The following is a 20262-nucleotide window of genomic DNA, read 5'->3' as shown; positions in this document are numbered from 1 at the left end:
CGGCCGCTACCCGATCCAGGTGTCGTGCAGCTGGATCCGGCTGGAGGCCTCGAAGTCGAGGTCGTGCACCTTCTTCGCCACGCCCAGCTGGGTCTGCAGCTCCACCACGGGTACGACGTAGGCGTTCCGCACGATCAACTGCTGTGCCTGGGTGACGAGTTGCTTGCGCTTCGCCGCGTCGGTCGTCGCGGCCTGCTGGGTCAGCGCGGAGTCCAGCGGAGTGGCCGGCAGGTGGTAGAAGTTGGCCAGCTGGGTGGAGTACGAGCTGCGCAGGATGTCCGGGTCGGCACGGGTCACGTTGCCCCACACCGCGTCGAAGTCGCCGGACTGGAGGGTGGGGGAGAACTGGGCGATCTGTAGCTGCTTGAGCGCCACCTCGACACCGACGGCCTTGAGCTGCTGCTGGATCAGCTCCAGCGCGGGCTGGTTGGTGGCCGCGTTGGCGAACCACTTGACGGTCAGGCTCAGCTTCTTGCCGTCCTTGACCCGGACGCCGTCGCTGCCCGCCTTCCAGCCGGCCGAGTCCAGCAGGGACTTCGCCTTGGCGGCGTCGAAGGCCAGGTCGGAGCCGAGGTCGGTGTAGTCCGGTGTGGTGTGCGCCAGGATGCTGGTCGCCGGCTCGGTGCCGGTCGGGAAGACGGCGTCGACGATCTGCTGCCGGTCGATGGCGAACAGGACGGCCTGGCGTACCTTGGCGTCCTTGAAGAGCGGCCGGGAGTTGTTGAGCCCCAGGTTGAACGCCACGCCTGGGTTGGCCCGTTGCTGGAGGTTCACCGCGCCGCCCTCGAGCGCCGCCTCGTTGGCCCTGCCGACGCTGCCGATCGCGTCCACCTGGCCGGACTGGAGGCTGCCGGTGCGCACGCCCGCCTCGGGCACCACCTTGAACACCACCTTGTCCAGGTACGCCTCGCCCTGCTTGGTCCACAGCGAGGAACCCCAGGCGTATTCGGCGCGCTTGGTCAGGGTGATCGACTGGTTCTGCACATAGCCGTCCAGCACGAACGGCCCGGATCCGACCACTCCCTTGCTGCACTTCTCCTGCGGGGTCCTGCGCACGCTCGCCGACGACTCGATCCCCAGCGAGTGGGTGGCCGTGGCCTGGAGGAACTGCGCGTTGGGCAGCTTGAACCTGACCCGCACCGTGAGCGCGTCCACTGCGGTGGTGCTCTCCACACCGCTCAGGTATCCCTGGGCGAGAGTGCCGAGGGCGCCCAGCTTCGGCACCGCGTCGAAGTTGTCCTTGACCACCTGCGCGGTCAGCGGCGTCCCGTCGCTGAAGGTGACACCCGATCTCAGGTGGAACGTGAACGTCGTGGTGTCCGAGCTGATGTCCCAGCTCTTCGCGAGCCACGGCACGATCTTGCCGGTCTTGGGGTCCTGGTCGGTCAGCGAGTCCACGACCTGGCGCAGTGAGTAGATGGTGTCGTTGCTGCCCACCTGCTGCGGATCCACGCAGCCGGCGTCGGAACCCACCGCGAAGGTCAGGGTGCCACCGGACTTCGGGCGACCGCCCTCGCCGCTCGAACTGCCGCTGCCGCTCGACGAGCAGGCGGTGAGCAGAAGGCTGCCGGTCACGAGTGCGGCGAGCGCCGCCCACCGGGGGGTACGGGAATCCGGATGCGCTGTCACGGGATGGTTCTCCTACTCCAAGGTCACCGCGCACAGGCCGGTGCGGAATGAGGCCATGGCGATGCGCGGAGGGTGCCGCCCCGCGCGGGGCGGCACTGCTCAGAACTGTTCAGGGGGAGGGGACGCCGACGACGTGTCGAGGCCGAGGGCGATGACGGCGTGACCGCGCTGTGGCGAGGGTCAGCCTGCGAGGTGGGGCGTGATCAGCCCTGACACAGACAGCTGGCGGAACGCCGCAGGTCGATGTGGCGGCGGCGCGAGAATCCGGAGAACAGCGCCGCGGTCGCGATCGAGGCACTCAGGTTGCCGCTGTGCCGCACGCTGGTCCTCCCCGTCTCAGGCCCCTGAACCGGGGCCACGCGCTTGCGGGGTCGGTGATCCCGCCGGGCTTTCACCTGGAGCACCCCACCGCGGAGGAGGGTTGCCGGTCAGCTAGCCAGGGCTTGACGCTGACACTCAATGCCGGGGTCGATCTTACGGAGTACTGACATTATCCGTCAATATCGGTAGGAGAGTTGAACGAGTTGAACGGCTCCGCCGCACCGGCCGTGACGGCGGGTGCGGCGGAGTGTCATCGGCGCCGGCCGTCCGTCCGGTGCGGCGGAGCCGGTGTGGACGGCTACGGCTTGCGGGCGAGGCCGCCGTGCTCGGCGATGACGTCCGGGGCGGGGGAGGTCGCCTCCGGGCGCCACAGGGGGACCGGGACGACCCCGGGCTCCAGGAGCTCCAGGCCGTCGAAGTACGCCGTGATCTCGTCGACGGAGCGCAGGTTGTACGGGACGGCGCCGCTTTCGTTGTAGGCGTCCTGGGCCGCTTCGAAGACCGGGTCGATGCCCCGCGAGCCGTCGTTGATGGAGAGATGGCTGCCGGAGGGCAGGGCCGCCATCAGAGTGGTCACGATGGAGCGGGCCTGGTCGTAGTCGGCGACGTGGCCCAGGATGTTGCTGAGGATGAGCGCGGTGGGACGGCTGAGGTCCAGTGTCTCGGCGGCGCTCGCCAGGATGCGCTCCGGGTCCAGCACGTCGGCGTCGACATAGGAGGTCGCGCCCTCCGCGGTGGAGTAGAGGAGGGCGCGGGCGTGGGCCAGGACCAGCGGGTCGTTGTCCACGTAGACGATCCGGGTCTCCGGGGCGAGACGCTGGGCGACCTCATGGGTGTTCTCGGCCGTCGGCAGGCCGGTGCCGACGTCCAGGAACTGCCGGATGCCCGCCTCGGCGACCAGGTAGGTGATGTTGCGGCGCAGGAACGCGCGGCTGCTGCGGGCGATGGTGACGATGCCGGGGAAGACGGCGGTGTAGGCGTCGCCGGCCTCCTCGTCGACGGGGTAGTTGTCCTTCCCGCCCAGCCAGTAGTTCCAGATACGGGCCGAGTGCGGCACCGAGGTGTCGATCTTCTGAGGTGCCGCTGAACCGGGCGTGGTCACATGGTCGGTCATGAGGGGCGTCCGTCTTTCGGCCGAGGCGTGGGCAGTTCGAGCCACAACTTACGTCCCAACGACCCCGGCACGTACACCCGTTCACATTTTCGGTCGGTTCGAACAGTGTCCGCACAGGGAAATCCCGGTTCACGTCCCCTCGGAGGCCATGACGGACTGAGCGGGCGCGGGCACCCGGCACGTCGGCCGGTCCCGGCGACTCAGCACCCGGCAGGGGTCAGTTCGGCCAGCAGCAGGGTGCGGTCGTCGGCTCCGGCCGCGCCGGAAGGAGCGTGCAGGAGCCGACGGCACAGGGACGGCAGCGCGTCCTGCTCGTCGCCGTCCGCGGGCTCGGCGGCGGCCGCCGCGTCCACGGTGCGCGCGAGGCGGGTGATCTCCTGGTCGATGTCGGCGTCGCGGGACTCGACCAGACCGTCGCTGTAGAGCACCAGCAGGGCCGGATCCGGCACGCTCAGCACGGTCTCCTCGTAGCTGCCCGCCCCGAGCCCCAGGGGCAGGCCCGCCCCGGTCAGCCGGACCGGGGCGGTACGGCCGTCCGGGCCGCGCAGCAACGGGGGAGGGTGGCCCGCCCCCACCAGGGTGCAGGTGCGCCGCCGGGCATCCCACTCGGCGTATATGCAGGTCGCGAAGGAGACGCCGGGGGAGTCCCCGGCGAGTGCGTCGAGCCGGCCGATGAGGTCGGCCGCGGGGATGTCGAGCGCCGCCAGGGTGCGGACGGCGGTGCGCAGCTGGATCATCGCGACGGCGGACTCCGGACCGTGCCCCATGGCGTCCCCGACGATCAGACTGACCCGGTCACCCGGCCGCTTCAGCACGTCGAACCAGTCACCGCCGACGAGGTTGCCCTGCCCGGCCGGCAGACAGCCGTGCGCGGTGCGGCAGCCGCCGAACTCCTGGGCCGTGCCGGGCGGCAGACTGTTGCGGATCGCCAGGGAGGTTCGCCGCTCGCGCTCGTAGCGGCGCGCGTTGTCGAGGGCCACGGCGGCCCGCGCGGCCAGTGCCTCCACCGCGGCCACGTCGGCCGGGCCGAACGGCGCACGGCCCGGTCCTCGCGTGCACGTGACGAAGCCGATCGGCAGGTCCCGCAGCCGCAGCGGCACGACCAGGAAGGCCGCCACGCTCAGCAGGTCACCGACGCGGGCCTCGCCGTCGCCGGAGGCGATGAGCCGCTCGGAGGTGTGCGGGTCCACCGCGTCGAGCACCTGCGCCTGCCCGGCGGCGAGCGCGCGGGCGTACGGCGTGTCCTGGGGGAAGGCGATCACCTCGCCGACCGGCAGCACGCCCTCCCAGTCCTCCCGAGCGCCGGGCCCGACGCGCAGCGCCATCCGGCGCGCCTCGATCCTGGGCGCGTCCACGCCGACGTGCGCGTTCTCCTCGACGCGCCACCGCTCCAGCAGGTAGACGGAGGCCGCGTCGCAGAATCCGGGGGTCAGCGCGTGCACGACATGGCTGCCGGTCATCAGCAGATCGAGTTCCGAGCCGATGACGTCGGCGGCGGGGGAGAACACCGACCGACGGGGCGAGGGCAGGGCGGCGGAGACGTCGTCGGTGCGGCTGCGCGGTTGGTTCCGCAGGGTCGTGCCTTTCCAGTGGGTGCGGCCGCGCGGCGGAGGACTGGGGAGCGCCGCGCGCCGGTCGCAACTATATGATGGCGCGTCAAGTCACCGGGACGGAAACCAAGTTGCGGCAGGATTCTCACCGCGGCCCGGCCGGACCACCGCCAGCAGGCGGCCGGTGGATCGGGCGGAACGGCCGAAACCCGCTCCACCCTCCGAAGCCCGCGCCCGCGCCCGTGCCTGCGGTCGTCCACGCCGAAAGCCAGTTGAGATACCGGGCCGCGTTGGGAAGGGTCTGCCGGTATGGAGTTCTTCTGCTATCACCGTGATCGGCCCGCCTCAGCCGCCCTGCGCGACGCACTGCTGGAGAAGCACTGGTCCTACATGGACCGGTACGCGGAGCGGATGATCGCCCGGGGCCCGACCTTCGCCGCCGACGGCGACACGCCCACCGGCAGCGTGCACATCGTCGACCTGCCGGATGCCGCCGCCGCCCGCGCGTTCGCCTTCGACGAGCCCAACTACCAGGCCGGTGTGTACCGGGACGTGCTGCTGCGCCGGTGGCGCGACATGCTGGGGCGCACCATGTGGGACTTCCCCGGTGGCCGCGATGGCGGCGACCGGTACCTGGTGCTCGGCCTCGGCCTCGAACCGGGAACGGACGACGGCCTCGTCGTGCCGCCCGACGCGGACGAGCTGATCGCGTACGGGCCGCTGCTGTCCGACGACGGCGTCACCCGGGTGGGCGCCGCGGTGCTGCTCAGGGCCCCCGACCCGGACTCGGCGCGCGCCGTCCTGGCCCCGGACCGGTACGCCGACGTCGAAGTCCACCTCTGGCAGTTCGGCGGACGGCCGTCATGAACCCGGTGTCGCCCTCCGTTCGGCGCGGACCTGAGTGACAGTGGAGGCATGAACGCGAACGACAGGAACATGCTGGCCAGGGGACGCGTGGCGACCAGGCTTCCCACCCAGGACCTGGACCGGGCGCGGCGCTTCTATGCCGAGCGGCTCGGTCTGGAGCCCGTCGACGAACGGCCCGGCGGGCTCCTGTACCGATGCGGAGGGACGGAGTTCGCCCTGTTCAGGTCGACGGGAGCCGCGCCCGGCACCTTCACCCAGATGGGCTGGGAGGTCGACGACCTCGACGCGGTCGTGGCGGAGCTCAAGCGCCGGGGCGTGGTGTTCGAAGAGGTCGACGGGCCCGGCTTCGGAACGAGGGACGGCATCGCCGAGATCGACGGGAACTACCCGAGCAAGGGCGCGCGGGGAGAACGCGCGGCCTGGTTCCGGGACAGCGAGGGAAATCTCCTGGGCATCGGCGAGCCGGTCGTCTGAGCGGCCGTAGCCCCGGGTCGGGTGGACGGCACGGCGTCCACCCGACCCGTGAGCGACTACTCGCCCTTCGGCGCCGCCTGTTGCACCACCTCGAAGGACCAGAGGGTGGAGCCCGATGCCGCCGGCTTGGGTCGGTCCCCCTCCGTGTCGCCCCGGTGGGCGGCCTTCATCGGGCCCTCGAGCCATGCCTGGAACGACGCCTCGTCACGCCACCGCGTGTAGACGAGGTAGGTGTCGGTGCCCTCGACCGGGCGGAGCAGCTCGAACCACTCGAAGCCGTCCGAGTTCTCGACGGCGTGGGCTCGTGCGGCGAACCGCTTCTCGAGGGTCTCCCGCTGTTCCGCCGGGACGGTCAGTACGTTGATCTTGACTACGCTCATGTTCCCATCCTGCCCTCCCGCGACGCCCGGGCGGCGGACCGCCCCCTCCGTGGGACCCGGCTCCGGCCCCGGAGAGCCCCCGCTCCCGAATCTGGTCCAGACCAAACTCTTGACACGGTCATTACTCACTTCTTAAATCACGTAGTGAACTAAGCCCCCGCCAGGGCCGGTTCGCACCCCCCACCCAATAGGCGCGGCCGGCGGCGAGCCGCCCGGTCGCGCCCACGGATGTCATGACCATGTCGTGACTGTCCGTCATGTGCCATGAAGGGAGAGCCATGGCCTCTCCGCGCCCCCGGCGCCTGCTGTTGTCGCTGGCCTCGCTCCTCGTCCTCGCGTCGCTGTCCACCGGACCGGCGCTGGGCGTGTCTCCATCCGCGGCGGAACCCTCCGCAAGCGCCGTCGCTGCGCCCCGGGCGGCCGCCGTCACGTTCTCCGAGGAGTTCGACGGGGCCGCCGGTTCCGCCGTGGACGGCTCCCGATGGCAGGTCGAGACGGGTGACAACGTCAACAACCACGAGCGGCAGTACTACACCGCGGGCAACCACAACGCCGCTCTCGACGGCCAGGGCCATCTGGTGATCACCGCCCGCCGGGAGAACCCGGGCAACTACCAGTGCTGGTACGGCCGGTGCGAGTACACCTCCGCCCGGCTGAACACGTCCGGCAGGTTCACCACGACCTACGGCCGCGTCGAAGCCCGGATGAAGGTCCCGCGCGGGCAGGGCATGTGGCCCGCGTTCTGGATGCTGGGCAACGACATCGGCCAGGTCGGCTGGCCCGCCTCGGGCGAGATCGACGTCATGGAGAACGTGGGCTTCGAGCCGGCCACCGTCCACGGCACCCTGCACGGTCCGGGATACTCCGGCTCCGCCGGCATCGGGGCCGGGTACACCCTGCCCGGCGGACAGGCGTTCGCCGACGCCTACCACACCTTCGCCGTCGACTGGAGCCCGAACGCGATCACCTGGTCCGTCGACGGCACCGTCTACCAGCGGCGCACCCCGGCCGATCTCGGCGGCCGGCAGTGGGTCTTCGACAAGCCCTTCTTCCTGATCCTCAACCTCGCGGTCGGCGGCTACTGGCCCGGAGACCCCGACGGCAGCACCGCCTTCCCCCAGCAGCTCCTGGTCGACTACGTCCGCGTGAGCACCGACACCGCCCAGCCGGGCGTCGCCGGCCCCATCACCGGCATCGGCGGCAAGTGCGTGGACGTGGCCGGGGCCGCCAGCGCCAACGGCACCGCCGTGCAGCTGTACGACTGCAACGGCACCGCCGCCCAGCAGTGGTCCGTGGGCGCCGACGGCACGATCCGCGCGCTCGGCAAATGCCTGGACGTCGCCTCGGGCGGCACGGCGGACGGCACCGTCGTCCAACTGTGGGACTGCAACGGCTCCGCGGCCCAGCAGTGGGCCGTCCCCGCCGCCCGGGACATCGTCAACCCGCAGGCGAACAAATGCCTCGACGCCGCGGGCGGCAGCTCCGCGAACGGCACCCGGCTGCAGATCTGGACCTGTACCGGCGTCTCTCAGCAGAAGTGGACGGTGACCCGGTGACCAGGAGGTTCCCGCACAGCCGCGCGGGACGCGGCGCGCTGGGCGCGGCGGCCGTGGCCGCCCTGCTCACCGGCCTGACCGGCACGCCGGCGAGCGGTGCCGCGGCGGCCGCCGCTCTCCCCGCCGGCTGGTCCACGGCGGTGAACTCCGGCAGCGGCAAATGCCTGGACGCCCGGTCCGCCGCGACCGTGAACGGCACCGCCGTGCAGCAGTACGCCTGCAACGGCAGCACCGCCCAGCAGTGGAGGTTCACCCCGACCGGCGACGGCTTCGTGCGGATCGACAACCGCAACGACGCCCAGCAGGTCGTGGACGTGAGCGATGTGTCCACCGCCGACAACGCGGCCGTGCACCTGTGGACGTACGGCGGCGGCGCCAACCAGCAGTGGCAGGCCGTCGACGAGGGCGGCGGCGCCTACCGCTTCGTCAACCGCAACAGCGGCAAGTGCCTCGACGTCCCGTCCGCCTCGACGGCCGACAGCGTCCAACTGGTCCAGTACACCTGCAACGGTACGGCCGCCCAGCGCTTCCAGGTCGCGCCGGTGAGCACCGCCCCCACAGACGTCGACCTCGGCCCGAACGTCGTCGTCTTCGACCCGTCGATGTCGTCGGCCACGATCCAGAGCCGACTGAACTCGATCTTCCAGCAGCAGGAGACGAACCAGTTCGGCTCCCAGCGCTACGCGGTCATGTTCAAGCCCGGCACGTACAGCAACGACGTCAACGTCGGCTTCTACACCCAGGTCCTGGGCCTCGGCCAGTCGCCCGACTCGGTCACGATCAACGGCGCCGTGCATGTGGAGGCCGACTGGTTCCCGCCGCAGAACGCCACCCAGAACTTCTGGCGCGGCGCCGAGAACCTGTCGGTCAACCCGACCGGCGGCACCGACCGCTGGGCGGTCTCCCAGGCGTCCGGCTATCGCCGTATGCATGTCCGCGGCAACCTGGAGCTGAGCGACGGCGGCTGGTCCAGCGGCGGGTTCATGGCCGACAGCAAGATCGACGGCCAGGTGCGGTCCGGCACCCAGCAGCAATGGCTGACCCGCAACTCCCAACTCGGCAGCTGGACCGGCTCCAACTGGAACATGGTCTTCGTCGGCAGCCAGGGCGTCCCCGGCAACAGCTTCCCCAACCCGCCCTACACCACGGTCGCTCAGACCCCCACCGTGCGGGAGAAGCCCTTCCTGTACGTGGACGCGGCCGGCGCCTACAAGGTGTTCGTCCCCTCCGTGCGGACCAATTCCTCGGCGACCAGCTGGGCGAACGGCACCGCCGCCGGCAGCTCGCTCGGCATCGACCAGTTCTTCGTCGTCAAGCCGGGCGCGACCGCCGCGCAGATCGACGCCGCTCTCGACGCGGGCAAGAACCTGCTGGTCACCCCGGGCGTGTACCACCTGAACCAGACCCTGCGGGTGACCCGCCCCGACACCGTCGTGCTCGGTCTCGGCCTGGCCACGTTCGTCCCGGACAACGGGATCACCGCCATGACCGTCGCCGACGTCGACGGAGTGAAGGTCGCCGGCGTGCTCTTCGACGCCGGCACCACCAACTCGCAGACGCTCATGGAGATCGGCCCGTCCGGCGCCGCCGCGGACCACACGGCGAACCCCACCTCCCTCCACGACGTCTACTTCCGGGTCGGCGGCGCAGCCGTGGGCAAGGCGACCACCAGCCTGGTCGTCAACAGCGACGACGTCATCGGCGACCACATGTGGATCTGGCGCGCCGACCACGGCAGCGGGGTGGGCTGGACCACCAACACCGCGGACACCGGACTGGTCGTCAACGGCGACGACGTCACCCTGTACGGCCTGTTCGTCGAGCACTACCAGAAGCACCAGACCCTCTGGAACGGCAACGGCGGCCGGACGTACTTCTACCAGAACGAGATGCCCTACGACCCGCCCGGCCAGGCCGCCTGGATGAACGGCTCCACGCAGGGCTACGCCGCCTACAAGGTCGCCAACTCGGTCACCAGCCACCAGGCGTACGGACTCGGCAGCTACTGCTACTTCAACGTCGACCCGAGCGTCACCGCCGAGCACGCCTTCGAGGTGCCGGCCAACCCGAACGTGCGCTTCCAGAACATGGTGACGGTCTCGCTCGGCGGCACCGGAACCATCCGGCACGTCATCAACGACCGGGGCGGCCCGTCCAACTCCGGTACCAACGTGGCCAACCTGGTGAACTATCCGTGAGGTGAACCGCCCACGAGCCGTCAGCTGCGGCGCGCGGCCCACACCGTGCGTTCGGTGCGCACGGTCAGGTCGGTTCGGCGCAGCACGCTGTGCGGGCCGTCGGTGTCGAGCAGTCGGTCGAGGGCGGTCAGGTCCTCGGCCGACAGGGTGGAGGCGACGCCGCCGCGCATGCGCCGCAGACTGCTCAGGGCGTAGCGGCCCACCGCGTCGGTGGGGGACGGGCCGATGTCGACGGTGACGGTGCGTTCGCCTTCGACGGTGAAGCCGGCCTTCGCCAGACCGGCACCCCAGTCGGCATCGCGGCGGGGGAGTTGCTCGGTGTGGTGGCGCTCGAGCGCGGCATGGCAGCGCTCCTCGAGCCCGGGAGCGTCCTTCGGGGCGCTTGCGGGCAGGAACCGGGGGAAGCCGGCCAGCTCGACGACGGCGAACAGCCCGCCCGGTGCGAGCAGGTCGTGGACCTGGCGCAGGGCGCGGTCGGGGTCGGCCATGTGGTGCAGGGAGGCCGACGCCCAGACCAGCTCCGGAGTGCCGAGTCCGGACCACACCGTCGCGTCGAGGTCGGCCCGCACGAGGCGCACGCGGTCGGCCGCCCCGGCCGCGGCGGCCTTCTCGCGCAGGCGGCGCAGGTGGGTGTCCGAGACGTCGACGGCCGTCACCTCGGCCTCCGGAAAGCGTTCGAGCAGAGCGAAGGTGCCGACTCCGGTCCCGCAGCCCAGGTCCACGATGTGGGAGGGGCTCGTCTCGACGGGCAGCCAGGCGGTGATGGACGCGATGTGTTCGGCGAGCACTTCCGCGTCCAGGTCGAGGATCTCCGACTGGTCGTCGGCGCGGTGCTCGTTCACCTGCCCGTGCTCGTGCCCGTGCTCGTGCCGGTGCTCCTGCTCCTGCCCGTGGAGAGGGTGCGTGGCGTGGTGCGTCGTGTGCGGGGAGGGGTGGTTCATGCGCCCACGCTAAGCGGGCCGACGGCGACTGGCCGGGTCGCTTGCGGAATGCGCAAGACGATGGCCCGCCGGGTTGCGTGACACGCAAGAAATGCGGTCACGGGGACGGGCGGTCCGCCTTCCCGGCGTCCTGCTCGGCGTCCTTGCCGCGCTGGTGGCCGCGGCGGGCGTCGCGGTCGAAGATGCCCAGCAGTTCGCACGGTCCGCCCTCGGCGCCGATCGCGTGCGGCAGCATCGTGGGGAACTCCGCCGCCTGGTTCGTCTCGATCCGGAAGCGTCGGTCGCCCAGCAGCAGGATCGCGGTGCCGGAGAGGACGACGAGCCATTCGCGGCCCGGGTGGGCGCGCATCCGCGAGGGATTGTCGGGCGGCGGGTCCGTCATGCGCTGGCGTACGACGGTCACGCCGGGTTCCGCCTTGACGGGCCAGCGCAGCTGCCCGTGGGCCGCGTCGATCATCGGGTTGGTGACGACGTCGTCCGTGTCGGTCTCGACCAGTTGGTCGAGGGAGGTCTCCAGGGCCCGGGCGAGGGTCACGAGTTGGTCCAGGGCCAGGCGGCGCCTGCCGTTCTCGATACGGCTGAGCGTGGACTGGCTGATCTTGGCGCGGGCGGCCAGCTCCTCCAGCGACCAGCCCTGGGCCAGACGCAGCGCGCGGATGCGTTGGCGTACCAGACTCTCCAGCTCACCGGGTTCTTGCGTCATGGGCAAAATTCTATGCTCTTTCGGCAAGGCGTACGCCGCTTTCCGGACCCGTCCGATCCCCGCCCCCCGACACCTGACCCCCGCCCGCCGACCCCCGACACTCGACGGACGGTGAACCGGCGGGCCGGGCGAGCGGTGATGCCGCCGGTCACGCCGATCGCGCCGGCCACGCCGGGCACGCTGTCACTCCGTGTCGAAGTCCGTGCCCCGGGAGACCTTCTCCCACTCGGTGAGCTCCGCCCGTACGGCATCCAGGTGCCGGGTCAGGAAGTCGACCGCGTCGCCGCCGAGGGCGAGACGGAGCGGGGTGTTCTCGGCGTCCAGGGCCAGCCGGATCGCCGCCGCGGCCTTCGCCGGGTCACCGGGCTGATCGCCGTCGCCGCCCCGCACCAGCTGCCGGGTCGCGCCGACCTTCTCCGCGTACGCCGGGTTCTCCTCGGAGAAGTACGCGGCACCCTTGCCGAACAGGTTGGTCCGGAACGCGCCGGGCTCCACGATCAGTACCTTGATGCCGAACGGCGCCACCTCGTCGGCCAGGCCCTCCGACAGCTGCTCCAAGGCCGCCTTGGTCGCGCTGTACGCGGAGAATCCGGCGAAGGACAGCTGCCCGCCGAAGCTGCTGATGTTCACGACCGACCCACTGCCCCGCTCCCTCATCTGCGGCAGCAGCGCCCGGGTCAGCCGCGCCGGGCCGAACACGTGCAGCTCGAACAGATCGCGCAGCTCCTGGTCGGTGGTCTCCTCGAACGCCCCGACCTGGGTGCGGCCGGCGTTGTTCACCACCACGTCCACCCTGCCGTAACGGGCCAGGACGTCGGCGGCCACCGCGTCGACGCGCTCGCCGTCGGTGACGTCCAGGCTGATCGCCTCCGCGCGGTCCGGGTGGGCGGCGACCAGGTCGTCCAGCGCCTCGATCCGGCGGGCCGTGCCGATCACCGTGTCACCGGCGGCGACCGCGGCCTCCGCGATGGCCCGCCCGAAACCGCTGCTCGCGCCGGTGACCAGCCAGACCTTGGCGTTCTCGCTCATCTTCGTCTCCCTCGTCGACTGCCGTTCGGGGCTCCCCGTCCGGCAGCTCCCATCTTTCGGCGGGCAGCGGGGTGGCGTCCAAGACCCGTTGTGATAGCCATGTGGCATGGACATCCATGGACGCGATCTGCGCTACTTCGTGGCGGTCGCCGAGGAGTTGGGCTTCACCCGCGCCGCCGAGCGGCTGTTCGTCTCCCAGCCCGCGCTGAGCAAGCAGATACGCATGCTGGAGAAGCAACTCGGCGTGGTCCTGTTCGAACGGGACCGCCGGACGGTGCGGTTGACCTCCGTGGGGGAAGCCCTGTTACCGCACGCCCGTGAGGTGCTGGCCGCCTGGCAGGGCGCGGAGGCGGCGGTACGGGAGGCGAACTCCGCCGAGCGGCGCACGCTGGTGATCGGCATGTCCACCAGCCCCGGCCGCGGGCTGCTGCCCGCCCTGCGGACCCGTCTGGTCTCCCGGCACCCGGACGTTCAGCCCGTCCTGCGTCAGGTCAACTGGGCCGATCCCAGCGCCGGGTTGGCGGACGGGTCCAGCGACGTGGCCTTCGTCTGGCTGCCGCTGCCGGACGAGGACCGTTATCAGTGTGCGGTGGTGGCCCTGGAGCCCCGCGTGGTCGCGCTGCCGAAGGGGCACCCCCTGGCGGTGCGGGCCGCGTCCGACCCCGAGGGACAGGTGGACTTCGCCGACCTGCTGGACGAGCCCTTCCTCGCCCTCCCCGCGGAGGCCGGGCCGCTGCGCGACCACTGGCTCGCCGTCGACGCCCGGGACGGCCGCCCGCCGCGGATCGGCGGGGTGGTGGCCAGCGCCGAGGAGACCTACGAGGCGGTGTCCGGCGGACAGGGGATCGCGCTGCTGGCCACCGGCAACGCCCCGCTGATCGTCCGGGACAAGGTGATCGCCGTACCGGTCCGGGGTCTCTCCCCGTCCCGACTGGCGGTGGCCGCCGCGCACGACGACAGACGGCCCCTGGTGCTCGCCTACCTGGCCGCCGCGCGCGAGCTGGGGGCCACCACCTGCTGTGACCCGGTTCCTGGCGCGTGACCGCCTTCGCCCGCCCCGAACGGCTCTCCGGGGCGGGCGAAGGCGGTGGCCGGCGCTACTTGGTGAGCGCCGCCAGCTTGGGGTCGTTCGCGTAGGCCTCGGCCGCGTTCTCCTTCGTCACGATGACCGGCGGCAGGAGGTAGGACGGGACGACCTTCTTGCCGTTGTCGTACGACTTGGTGTCATTGATGGTCGGCTTGTCGCCCTTCTGGAGGGCCTTGACCATGTTGACGGTCTCCGCGACGAGCTTGCGGGTGTCCTTGTTGATGGTCGAGTACTGCTCGCCAGCCATGATCGACTTCACCGACTCGACCTCCGAGTCCTGACCGGTGACGACCGGGACCGCCTTGCCGGCGCCCTTGACCGAGGTGAGGATCGCGCGGGCGAGGGTGTCGTTGGGGGACAGGACGCCGTCGAGGGTCTTCTTGCCGCCGTAGGCCGAGGTCAGCAGCGAGTCCATGCGCTGCTGCGCGTTCTCCGCCTTCCAGCCCTGGGTGGCGGTCTGCTTGATGTCGGTCTGCCCCGAGCCGACAACGATGTCGCCCTTGTCGATCAAGGGCTTGAGCACCTCCATGGCGCCGTCGAAGAAGACCTTGGAGTTGTTGTCGTCCGGCGAGCCGGAGAACAGCTCGATCGTCCAGGGACCCGTCGGCTTCTTCGCCTTCATGCCGTCGATCAGGGCCTGGCCCTGGAGCTGGCCGACCTTGAAGTTGTCGAAGGCGATGTAGTAGTCGACGTCGGGGGTGTTGGTGATGAGCCGGTCATAGGCGACGACGACGGCGCCCTCGTCCTTGGCCTGCTTCACCTGGGTCGCGAGCTGCGAGGCGTCGGTCGCGCCGATGACGATGACCTTCGCGCCCTTGGTGACCATGGAGGAGATCTGCGCCTGCTGGTCGGCGACCGTGGTCGAGGCGCCCGCGTACTGGACGTCGGCCTTGAAACCGGAGTCCTTCAGGCCGTCGGTGAACAGGTCGCCGGCGAGCACCCAGTTCTCCGAGGTCTTGGCGGGCAGGGCGACGCCGATCAGCGAGTCCTTCGCGAAGCCCTTGCCGTCGGCGCTGTCGCTGCTGGTGGAGCCCTCGCGTTCGTTGGAACAGGCCGTGCCCAGGGTGAGCAGGGCGGCGGCGCCGACGGCGGCGATGCTTCTGGTGACGAGTGTGCGCATGGTGGAGTTGGCCCCTTCGTACGGTGTGCTGGTTGCCGGAGTGTGGTGTGCCGTCGAGCGCGGCGGATGCGGTGCGGGCCTCACGGTCAGCCCGCGATCGTGGCCTTGTCGGCGTCGGAGTTCGGTGCCGCCGGGGGAGCCGGCGCCGCCGGATCGTCCCGCCGGAACGGGCGCGTCAGCGCGCCGATGATCGAGAAGCGTCCCTGGCTCTTGTTGTAGACGTCGAAGGCGACGGCGAGCAGGAGGACCAGCCCCTTGATGATCTGGACCATGTCGGATCCGACGCCCTCCAGTTGGAGGCCGTTGTTGAGCAGTGCCATGACCAGACCGCCGACGATCGAGCCGCTGACGGTGCCCAGACCGCCGGAGACCGCCGCGCCGCCGATGAACACGGCCGCGATGGCGTCCAGTTCCCAGCTCAGGCCGTCCTGTGGCCCGGAGGCCGAGGAACGGGCGACGAAGATCATGCCGGCCAGTGCGGCCAGGACCGACATGTTCATCATGACGAGGAAGTTGACCCGCTTGAGCTTCACGCCGGACAGCTCGGCCGCTCGCGCGTTGCCGCCGACGGCGTAGATGTGCCGGCCGCCGATGGTGTTGCGGGTGTAGTGCGAGTACACGAGGACGAGGACGATCAGGATGATCCCGGAGATCGGCAGACTGGTGCCGATCCGGCCGCCGGCGAAGCGGAGCGTCGCGAAGACGATCACGCCGAACATGACGGCCAGGCGGATGCCCGTGACCCACAGCGGTGCCAGGTCGGCCTTCATCTCGCGGCGGGTCCGGCGCGCCGTCCACTCACGCCACAGCACGCCCGCGCAGGCGGCCACCCCGAGCAGCAGCGTCAGGTTGTTGTACCCGGTGTCCGGCCCGACCTCGGGCAGGAAGCCCGCGCCGATCTTGCGGAAGCCCTCGGGCACCGGAACCGTGTCCGCGTTGCCGATGTACTGGTTGCCGCCGCGGAACAGCAGCATCCCGGCGAGGGTCACGATGAAGGCCGGCACGCCGATGTAGGCGACCCAGAAGCCCTGCCAGGCGCCGATCGCCGCGCCCACGAGCAGGCCGAGCGCGATGCCGAGGGGCCACGGCAGGTCGTACTCCTGCATCGCCTTGGCGACGACGATGCCGGTGAAGGCGGCGACGGAGCCGACCGACAGGTCGATGTGCCCGGCGACGATCACCATCAGCATCCCGATGGCCAGGATCAGGATGTAGGAGTACTGGCTGACGACCGCGATGAGGTTGCCGGACGTGAGCGTCAGGCCGTCGGTCCAGATCTGGAACAGCAGGACGATCGCCACCAGGGTGGAGATCATGCCGAACTGGCGGGCGTTGGAGGTCGTGCCTCCGAAGAGGTTCTTCTGAAGGTCGGATATTCGGCTCATGGAGTGGGGCTCTTCTTGGTAGCGGTCATCTGCTTCATCAGGAGTTCCGGGTCGGCGTCGCCACGCGCCACATCGCCGGTGATGGTGCCCTCGAACACCGTGTAGATGCGGTCGCACAGGCCGATCAGCTCGGGCAGCTCGGAGGAGATGACGACGACCCCCTTGCCCTGGGCGACGAGCCGCTGGATGATCCCGTAGATCTCGAACTTGGCGCCCACGTCGATGCCGCGGGTCGGCTCGTCGAGGATCAGCAGGTCCGGGTCGGTGAACATCCACTTCGCCAGGACGACCTTCTGCTGGTTGCCGCCGGAGAGCTTGACGACGCCCTCGTCGACGCTGGGGGTCTTGATCCGCAGGCTCCGGCGGTACTCCTCGGCGATCCGGTGCTCGCGCACCGGGTCGATGACGCGGCGCCGGGCGATCTTCGACAGCTTGGCGGCCACCATCGAGGTCTTGATGTCGTCCAGCAGGTTGAGGCCGATCGACTTGCGGTCCTCGCTGACGTAGGCCAGCCCGTGCCGGATGGCGTCCGACACGGTCTTCAGCCGGACCTCCTCGCCGTCCTTGAAGACCTGCCCCGACAGCCACGTGCCGTAGGAGCGGCCGAAGAGGCTCATCGCGAGTTCGGTGCGGCCCGCCCCCATGAGCCCCGCGAAGCCGACGATCTCCCCGCGGCGGACATGGAACGTCGAGCCCTTGCACACCATCCGCTCGTCCGAACTGGGGTGCCGTACCGTCCAGTCGCGGACCTCGAAGAAGACCTCGCCGATGTCGGGCGTGCGGTCGGGGAAGCGGCTGTCGAGTTCCCGGCCGACCATGCCCCGCACGATGCGGTCCTCGTTGACGCCGTCGGCCCGCACGTCGAGGCTCTCGATGGTGCGGCCGTCCCGCAGGATCGTGATGGTGTCGGCGACCGCCTCGATCTCGTTCAGCTTGTGCGAGATGATGATCGAGGTGATGCCCCGCTCGCGGAAGCCGCGCAGCAGGTCGAGCAGGTGCTGCGAGTCGGTCTCGTTGAGGGCCGCGGTCGGCTCGTCGAGGATCAGCAGCTTCACGTCCTTCGCGAACGCCTTGGCGATCTCGACGAGTTGCTGCTTGCCGACGCCGATGTCCTTGATCAGGGTGTCCGGGTCCTCCCGGAGCCCGACCTGCTCCATCAGCTCCAGGGCACGGCGCTGGGCCGTCTTCCAGTCGATGGAGCCGCGGCGGCGCGGCTCGTTCCCGAGGAAGAGGTTCTCGGTGATCGACATGCCGGGCACCAGGGCCAGTTCCTGATGGATGATCGCGATACCGGCCTGCTCGCTGGCCCGGATGCCGTGGAACCGGACCTGCTCGCCGCGGTAGACGATCTCGCCGGTGTAGCTGCCGTACGGGTGCACCCCGCTGAGCACCTTCATGAGGGTGGACTTGCCGGCGCCGTTCTCGCCGCAGATCGCGTGGATCTCGCCGTCCCGCACGACGAGGCTGACGTCGGCGAGCGCGGTGACGCCGGGGAAGGTCTTGGTGATCGACCGCATCTCCAGGAGGGTCGGCGCGGTGGGCGTCATGACTGACGCTCCCCACCGCCGGGAACGCGCGGAGGCGTTCCCGACCCTTCGGGCCTGCGGCATTGCATGGACATCAACTTGCCTCCGATGGCACTGCCCTGTGCCTTCGTGTCCGAGATTTCGTCTGCGGGACCGGACACTAAATCCATTTGTTTTACTAAGTCAATGGGCTGGCGAGAGATAGGTTGTAGGGGGAAACGAGAGAGGACCGTGCGTGCGGCAGGCAGGAACGAACCTTCCCAGGGTGGGGCGATACAACCGGGCCGTCGTCCTGGACCAGATCCAGCTCGCCGACGGCATCAGCCGGGTCGAGATCGCCCAGCACACGGGCCTCACCCCGCAGACGGTCTCGGGCATCGTGCGGCGGCTGCTCGACGAGGGCATCGTGCGGGAGGACGGCGCGAGCAGGGTGTCCAGCGGTGGGAAGCCCCGCACCACCCTGCGGATCAACGCCGAGGCGGGCAACGCGGTCGGCCTGCACTTCGATCCCGTGGAGCTCAGCTGCACCGTGGTCGACCTGCTCGGCCGCCCGCTGGTCGTCAAGAAGCGCCCCACCGACCCCGGCACCGACCCGGCCCAGGTCGTCAAGGACATGGCGGAACTGGTCGCCGACGTGCTGGCCGAGACGGGCGTCGACCGCGACAAGGTCCTCGGGCTGGGCCTCGCCACTCCCGGGCCGATCGACCTCGAGGCGGGCGCGATCGTCGGCGCCCCCCAGCTCGCCCGCTGGACCCGGGTGCCGGTGCAGCGCATGCTGAGCGAGGCGACCGGCCTGCCGGTGACCCTCGACAACGACGCCACCGCCGCCGCGGTCGCCGAACGCTGGTCGGGCAAGGGCAAGGGCGTGGCGGACTTCGCCTACTTCTTCTTCGGCACCGGCATCGGCGGCGGCCTCATCCTCAACCACCAGGTGTACCGGGGCGGTTCACTCAACGCGGGCGAGTTCGGGCACTCCTCCGTGCTGCCGGACGGCCCGGAGTGCTACTGCGGCAACCGAGGCTGCCTGGAACGGCTCGTGAACCCCACGGCGATCGTGACCGAGGTGCACCGCAGGCTCGCCGCGGGACCCCATCCGGACAGTGCGCTGGCGAAGCTGTTCGCCGAGCACCCCGAGGCGGTCGACCACGCCGCCATCGGGGTGGCCGCGGCGGCCGGCGACCCGGTCGCGGCGGCGGTCATCGACGAGACGGCGGAGCATGTCGCCTCCGTCGCGGTCGACATCGCGAACTTCATCGACGTGGACCTGATCGTCCTGGGGGGCCACGGCATCCAGCACGTCGAGTCGCGATACGTCGAGGTCGTCGCCGCCGCGCTGGCCAGCCGGCCGTTGTCCCGCCACATCCGGGTCGTCGAGGTCGAGGCGTCCTGGCTCGGCACGGACGCGGCGGTGGTGGGCAGCGCGGCCCTCGTCCTGCACGCCACGTACTCGCCGCAGCTGTCGGCCCTGCTGGGCACGTCCGCGGCCCCCGAGGGGACGCGCTAGCCGGGCCCCGCGCGCCTTGCCGCGGCCCGGTGTCGGGCGCAGGCTGGTCCTATGGGTGAGCGGGACGGCCCCACGCTCATCACCTCCGTGCAGCGGGCCTTCCGCTTGCTGGAGGCGGCGAGCGCGCACGAGAACGGCGCGCCGGCGAAACAGCTGGCGCGCGAGACGGAGCTGCCCCTGGCCACCGCCTACCACCTGCTGCGGACCCTGGTGAACGACGGCTACCTGCGCAAACTCCCGGACGGCGGGTTCATCCTGGGGGACCGGCTCCAGACGCTGCACACGGCGGGCCGCGGGCAGGCGCTCCTCAGCCGGGTCCGGCCCGCCCTCGCCGCGCTGCGGGACGAGCTCGCCACCGCCGCCTACCTCACCTTCTACGAGGAGGGGGAGATCCGGGTCGCCGAGATCGTCGACGGTCCCCGGGCGCCCCGCGTGGACCTGTGGGTCGGGTTCGAGGACGCGGGACACGCCACCGCGCTCGGCAAGTCGGTGCTGCGGGAACTGGACGAGGAAGCCCGCAAGGAGTACCTCTCCCGCCACCACCTCGCCGATCTCACGCCCAGGACCATCACCAGCGCCCCCGAGCTGCTCCGGCAACTGGACTCCTCACCCGTGGCCCCGGCCGTCACCGACATGGAGGAGTACGCGCTCGGCACGGTCTGCGTGGCGGTGCCCGTCTACAGCGGCGACATCCTCGGCTCGCTCGGCGTCTCGCTGCCGGTCGACCGGCTGTCCCGGCTCGAACAGGTGCGGGCCCGGCTGCTCCCGACCGCGAGCCGCGTGACCAGGGGTCTTTCGCTCACCATGTGATCGTTCACTATCTGAAAATCTGATTCTTGTGAGGAGTCGGGTCGAACCCGTTTCCTAGAGGAAACGGA

18 protein-coding genes and 1 riboswitch are annotated in these 20262 nt (G+C 70.6%); of the genes, 7 read left to right on the top strand and 11 right to left on the bottom strand.

Features of this window, described 5'->3' with window-relative positions:
• Positions 1-6: 6 nt before the first annotated feature.
• The 4 genes from ACIRPU_RS33065 to ACIRPU_RS33050 all read right to left on the bottom strand — a co-directional run bounded on the left by ACIRPU_RS33065 (position 7) and on the right by ACIRPU_RS33050 (position 4572).
• Positions 7-1629, bottom strand: coding sequence for an ABC transporter substrate-binding protein (locus tag ACIRPU_RS33065; protein WP_403873971.1), 1623 nt, complete (start codon positions 1627-1629; stop codon positions 7-9).
• A gap of 203 nt (positions 1630-1832) precedes the next feature.
• Positions 1833-1949: a putative leader peptide gene (locus ACIRPU_RS33060; protein WP_020126662.1), complete on the bottom strand. Its 117-nt coding sequence runs from the start codon at positions 1947-1949 to the stop codon at positions 1833-1835.
• 34 nt (positions 1950-1983) lie between these two features.
• Positions 1984-2093, bottom strand: a riboswitch (SAM riboswitch).
• A gap of 155 nt (positions 2094-2248) precedes the next feature.
• Positions 2249-3064 (bottom strand): SAM-dependent methyltransferase, encoded by an 816-nt coding sequence (locus ACIRPU_RS33055; protein ID WP_403873969.1) that lies wholly within the window; start codon positions 3062-3064, stop codon positions 2249-2251.
• A gap of 200 nt (positions 3065-3264) precedes the next feature.
• Positions 3265-4572 carry a PP2C family protein-serine/threonine phosphatase gene (locus ACIRPU_RS33050; RefSeq protein WP_403873967.1) on the bottom strand — a complete coding sequence of 436 codons (1308 nt, stop codon included), beginning with the start codon at positions 4570-4572 and terminating at the stop codon, positions 3265-3267.
• 351 nt (positions 4573-4923) lie between these two features.
• Here ACIRPU_RS33050 and ACIRPU_RS33045 point away from each other — a divergent pair, with 351 nt between their 5' ends.
• Positions 4924-5481 (top strand): YciI family protein, encoded by a 558-nt coding sequence (locus ACIRPU_RS33045; RefSeq protein ID WP_403873965.1) that lies wholly within the window; start codon positions 4924-4926, stop codon positions 5479-5481.
• Positions 5482-5529: 48 nt separating this feature from the next.
• Positions 5530-5955 (top strand): VOC family protein, encoded by a 426-nt coding sequence (locus ACIRPU_RS33040; protein ID WP_403873963.1) that lies wholly within the window; start codon positions 5530-5532, stop codon positions 5953-5955.
• Between the two features lie 56 nt (positions 5956-6011).
• Here the strand turns inward: ACIRPU_RS33040 and ACIRPU_RS33035 are convergent, their stop codons facing one another.
• On the bottom strand, positions 6012-6335 hold the full coding sequence (locus ACIRPU_RS33035) for an antibiotic biosynthesis monooxygenase (RefSeq protein WP_355708032.1): 324 nt from the start codon (positions 6333-6335) through the stop codon (positions 6012-6014).
• 278 nt (positions 6336-6613) lie between these two features.
• Between ACIRPU_RS33035 and ACIRPU_RS33030 the strand changes: the two genes are divergently transcribed.
• The gene (locus ACIRPU_RS33030) at positions 6614-7891 is read left to right on the top strand and encodes a ricin-type beta-trefoil lectin domain protein (protein ID WP_403873960.1); all 1278 of its coding nucleotides are present in this window, start codon (positions 6614-6616) and stop codon (positions 7889-7891) included.
• On the top strand, positions 7792-10089 hold the full coding sequence (locus ACIRPU_RS33025; protein ID WP_403873958.1) for an RICIN domain-containing protein: 2298 nt from the start codon (positions 7792-7794) through the stop codon (positions 10087-10089). Before ACIRPU_RS33030 ends, ACIRPU_RS33025 begins: the two co-directional genes overlap by 100 nt.
• A gap of 20 nt (positions 10090-10109) precedes the next feature.
• Here the strand turns inward: ACIRPU_RS33025 and ACIRPU_RS33020 are convergent, their stop codons facing one another.
• From ACIRPU_RS33020 to ACIRPU_RS33010, 3 genes are all read right to left on the bottom strand, one after another.
• The gene (locus tag ACIRPU_RS33020; protein WP_403873956.1) at positions 10110-11030 is read right to left on the bottom strand and encodes a class I SAM-dependent methyltransferase; all 921 of its coding nucleotides are present in this window, start codon (positions 11028-11030) and stop codon (positions 10110-10112) included.
• 97 nt (positions 11031-11127) lie between these two features.
• The gene (locus ACIRPU_RS33015; RefSeq protein ID WP_403873954.1) at positions 11128-11733 is read right to left on the bottom strand and encodes a helix-turn-helix domain-containing protein; all 606 of its coding nucleotides are present in this window, start codon (positions 11731-11733) and stop codon (positions 11128-11130) included.
• A gap of 183 nt (positions 11734-11916) precedes the next feature.
• A complete protein-coding gene (locus tag ACIRPU_RS33010; protein WP_403873952.1) occupies positions 11917-12762 on the bottom strand; it encodes an oxidoreductase in 846 nt (281 codons plus the stop codon).
• Between the two features lie 106 nt (positions 12763-12868).
• Here ACIRPU_RS33010 and ACIRPU_RS33005 point away from each other — a divergent pair, with 106 nt between their 5' ends.
• Positions 12869-13804, top strand: coding sequence for a LysR family transcriptional regulator (locus ACIRPU_RS33005; protein WP_403873950.1), 936 nt, complete (start codon positions 12869-12871; stop codon positions 13802-13804).
• 55 nt (positions 13805-13859) lie between these two features.
• Here the strand turns inward: ACIRPU_RS33005 and ACIRPU_RS33000 are convergent, their stop codons facing one another.
• From ACIRPU_RS33000 to mmsA, 3 genes are all read right to left on the bottom strand, one after another.
• Positions 13860-14969 (bottom strand): substrate-binding domain-containing protein, encoded by a 1110-nt coding sequence (locus tag ACIRPU_RS33000; RefSeq protein WP_403873948.1) that lies wholly within the window; start codon positions 14967-14969, stop codon positions 13860-13862.
• A gap of 86 nt (positions 14970-15055) precedes the next feature.
• Positions 15056-16354, bottom strand: a complete 1299-nt coding sequence (gene mmsB, locus ACIRPU_RS32995; RefSeq protein ID WP_403873946.1) for a multiple monosaccharide ABC transporter permease — start codon at positions 16352-16354, stop codon at positions 15056-15058.
• Complete coding sequence (gene mmsA / locus ACIRPU_RS32990) at positions 16351-17901, bottom strand: multiple monosaccharide ABC transporter ATP-binding protein (RefSeq protein ID WP_403873944.1); 1551 nt, start codon at positions 17899-17901, stop codon at positions 16351-16353. Before mmsA ends, mmsB begins: the two co-directional genes overlap by 4 nt.
• A 244-nt stretch (positions 17902-18145) precedes the next feature.
• Between mmsA and ACIRPU_RS32985 the strand changes: the two genes are divergently transcribed.
• Together ACIRPU_RS32985 and ACIRPU_RS32980 are read left to right on the top strand one after the other, a co-directional pair.
• The gene (locus tag ACIRPU_RS32985) at positions 18146-19384 is read left to right on the top strand and encodes an ROK family transcriptional regulator (RefSeq protein ID WP_403873942.1); all 1239 of its coding nucleotides are present in this window, start codon (positions 18146-18148) and stop codon (positions 19382-19384) included.
• 51 nt (positions 19385-19435) lie between these two features.
• The gene (locus tag ACIRPU_RS32980) at positions 19436-20194 is read left to right on the top strand and encodes an IclR family transcriptional regulator (RefSeq protein ID WP_384123091.1); all 759 of its coding nucleotides are present in this window, start codon (positions 19436-19438) and stop codon (positions 20192-20194) included.
• The last annotated feature ends 68 nt before the right edge of the window (positions 20195-20262 follow it).

Origin of the sequence: Streptomyces sp. NPDC102259, assembly GCF_044766465.1 — a bacterium.
GTDB lineage: Bacteria > Actinomycetota > Actinomycetes > Streptomycetales > Streptomycetaceae > Streptomyces.
The sequence above is the reverse complement of the archived record's forward strand: the minus strand, read 5'-3'. Positions and strand labels throughout refer to the sequence as shown.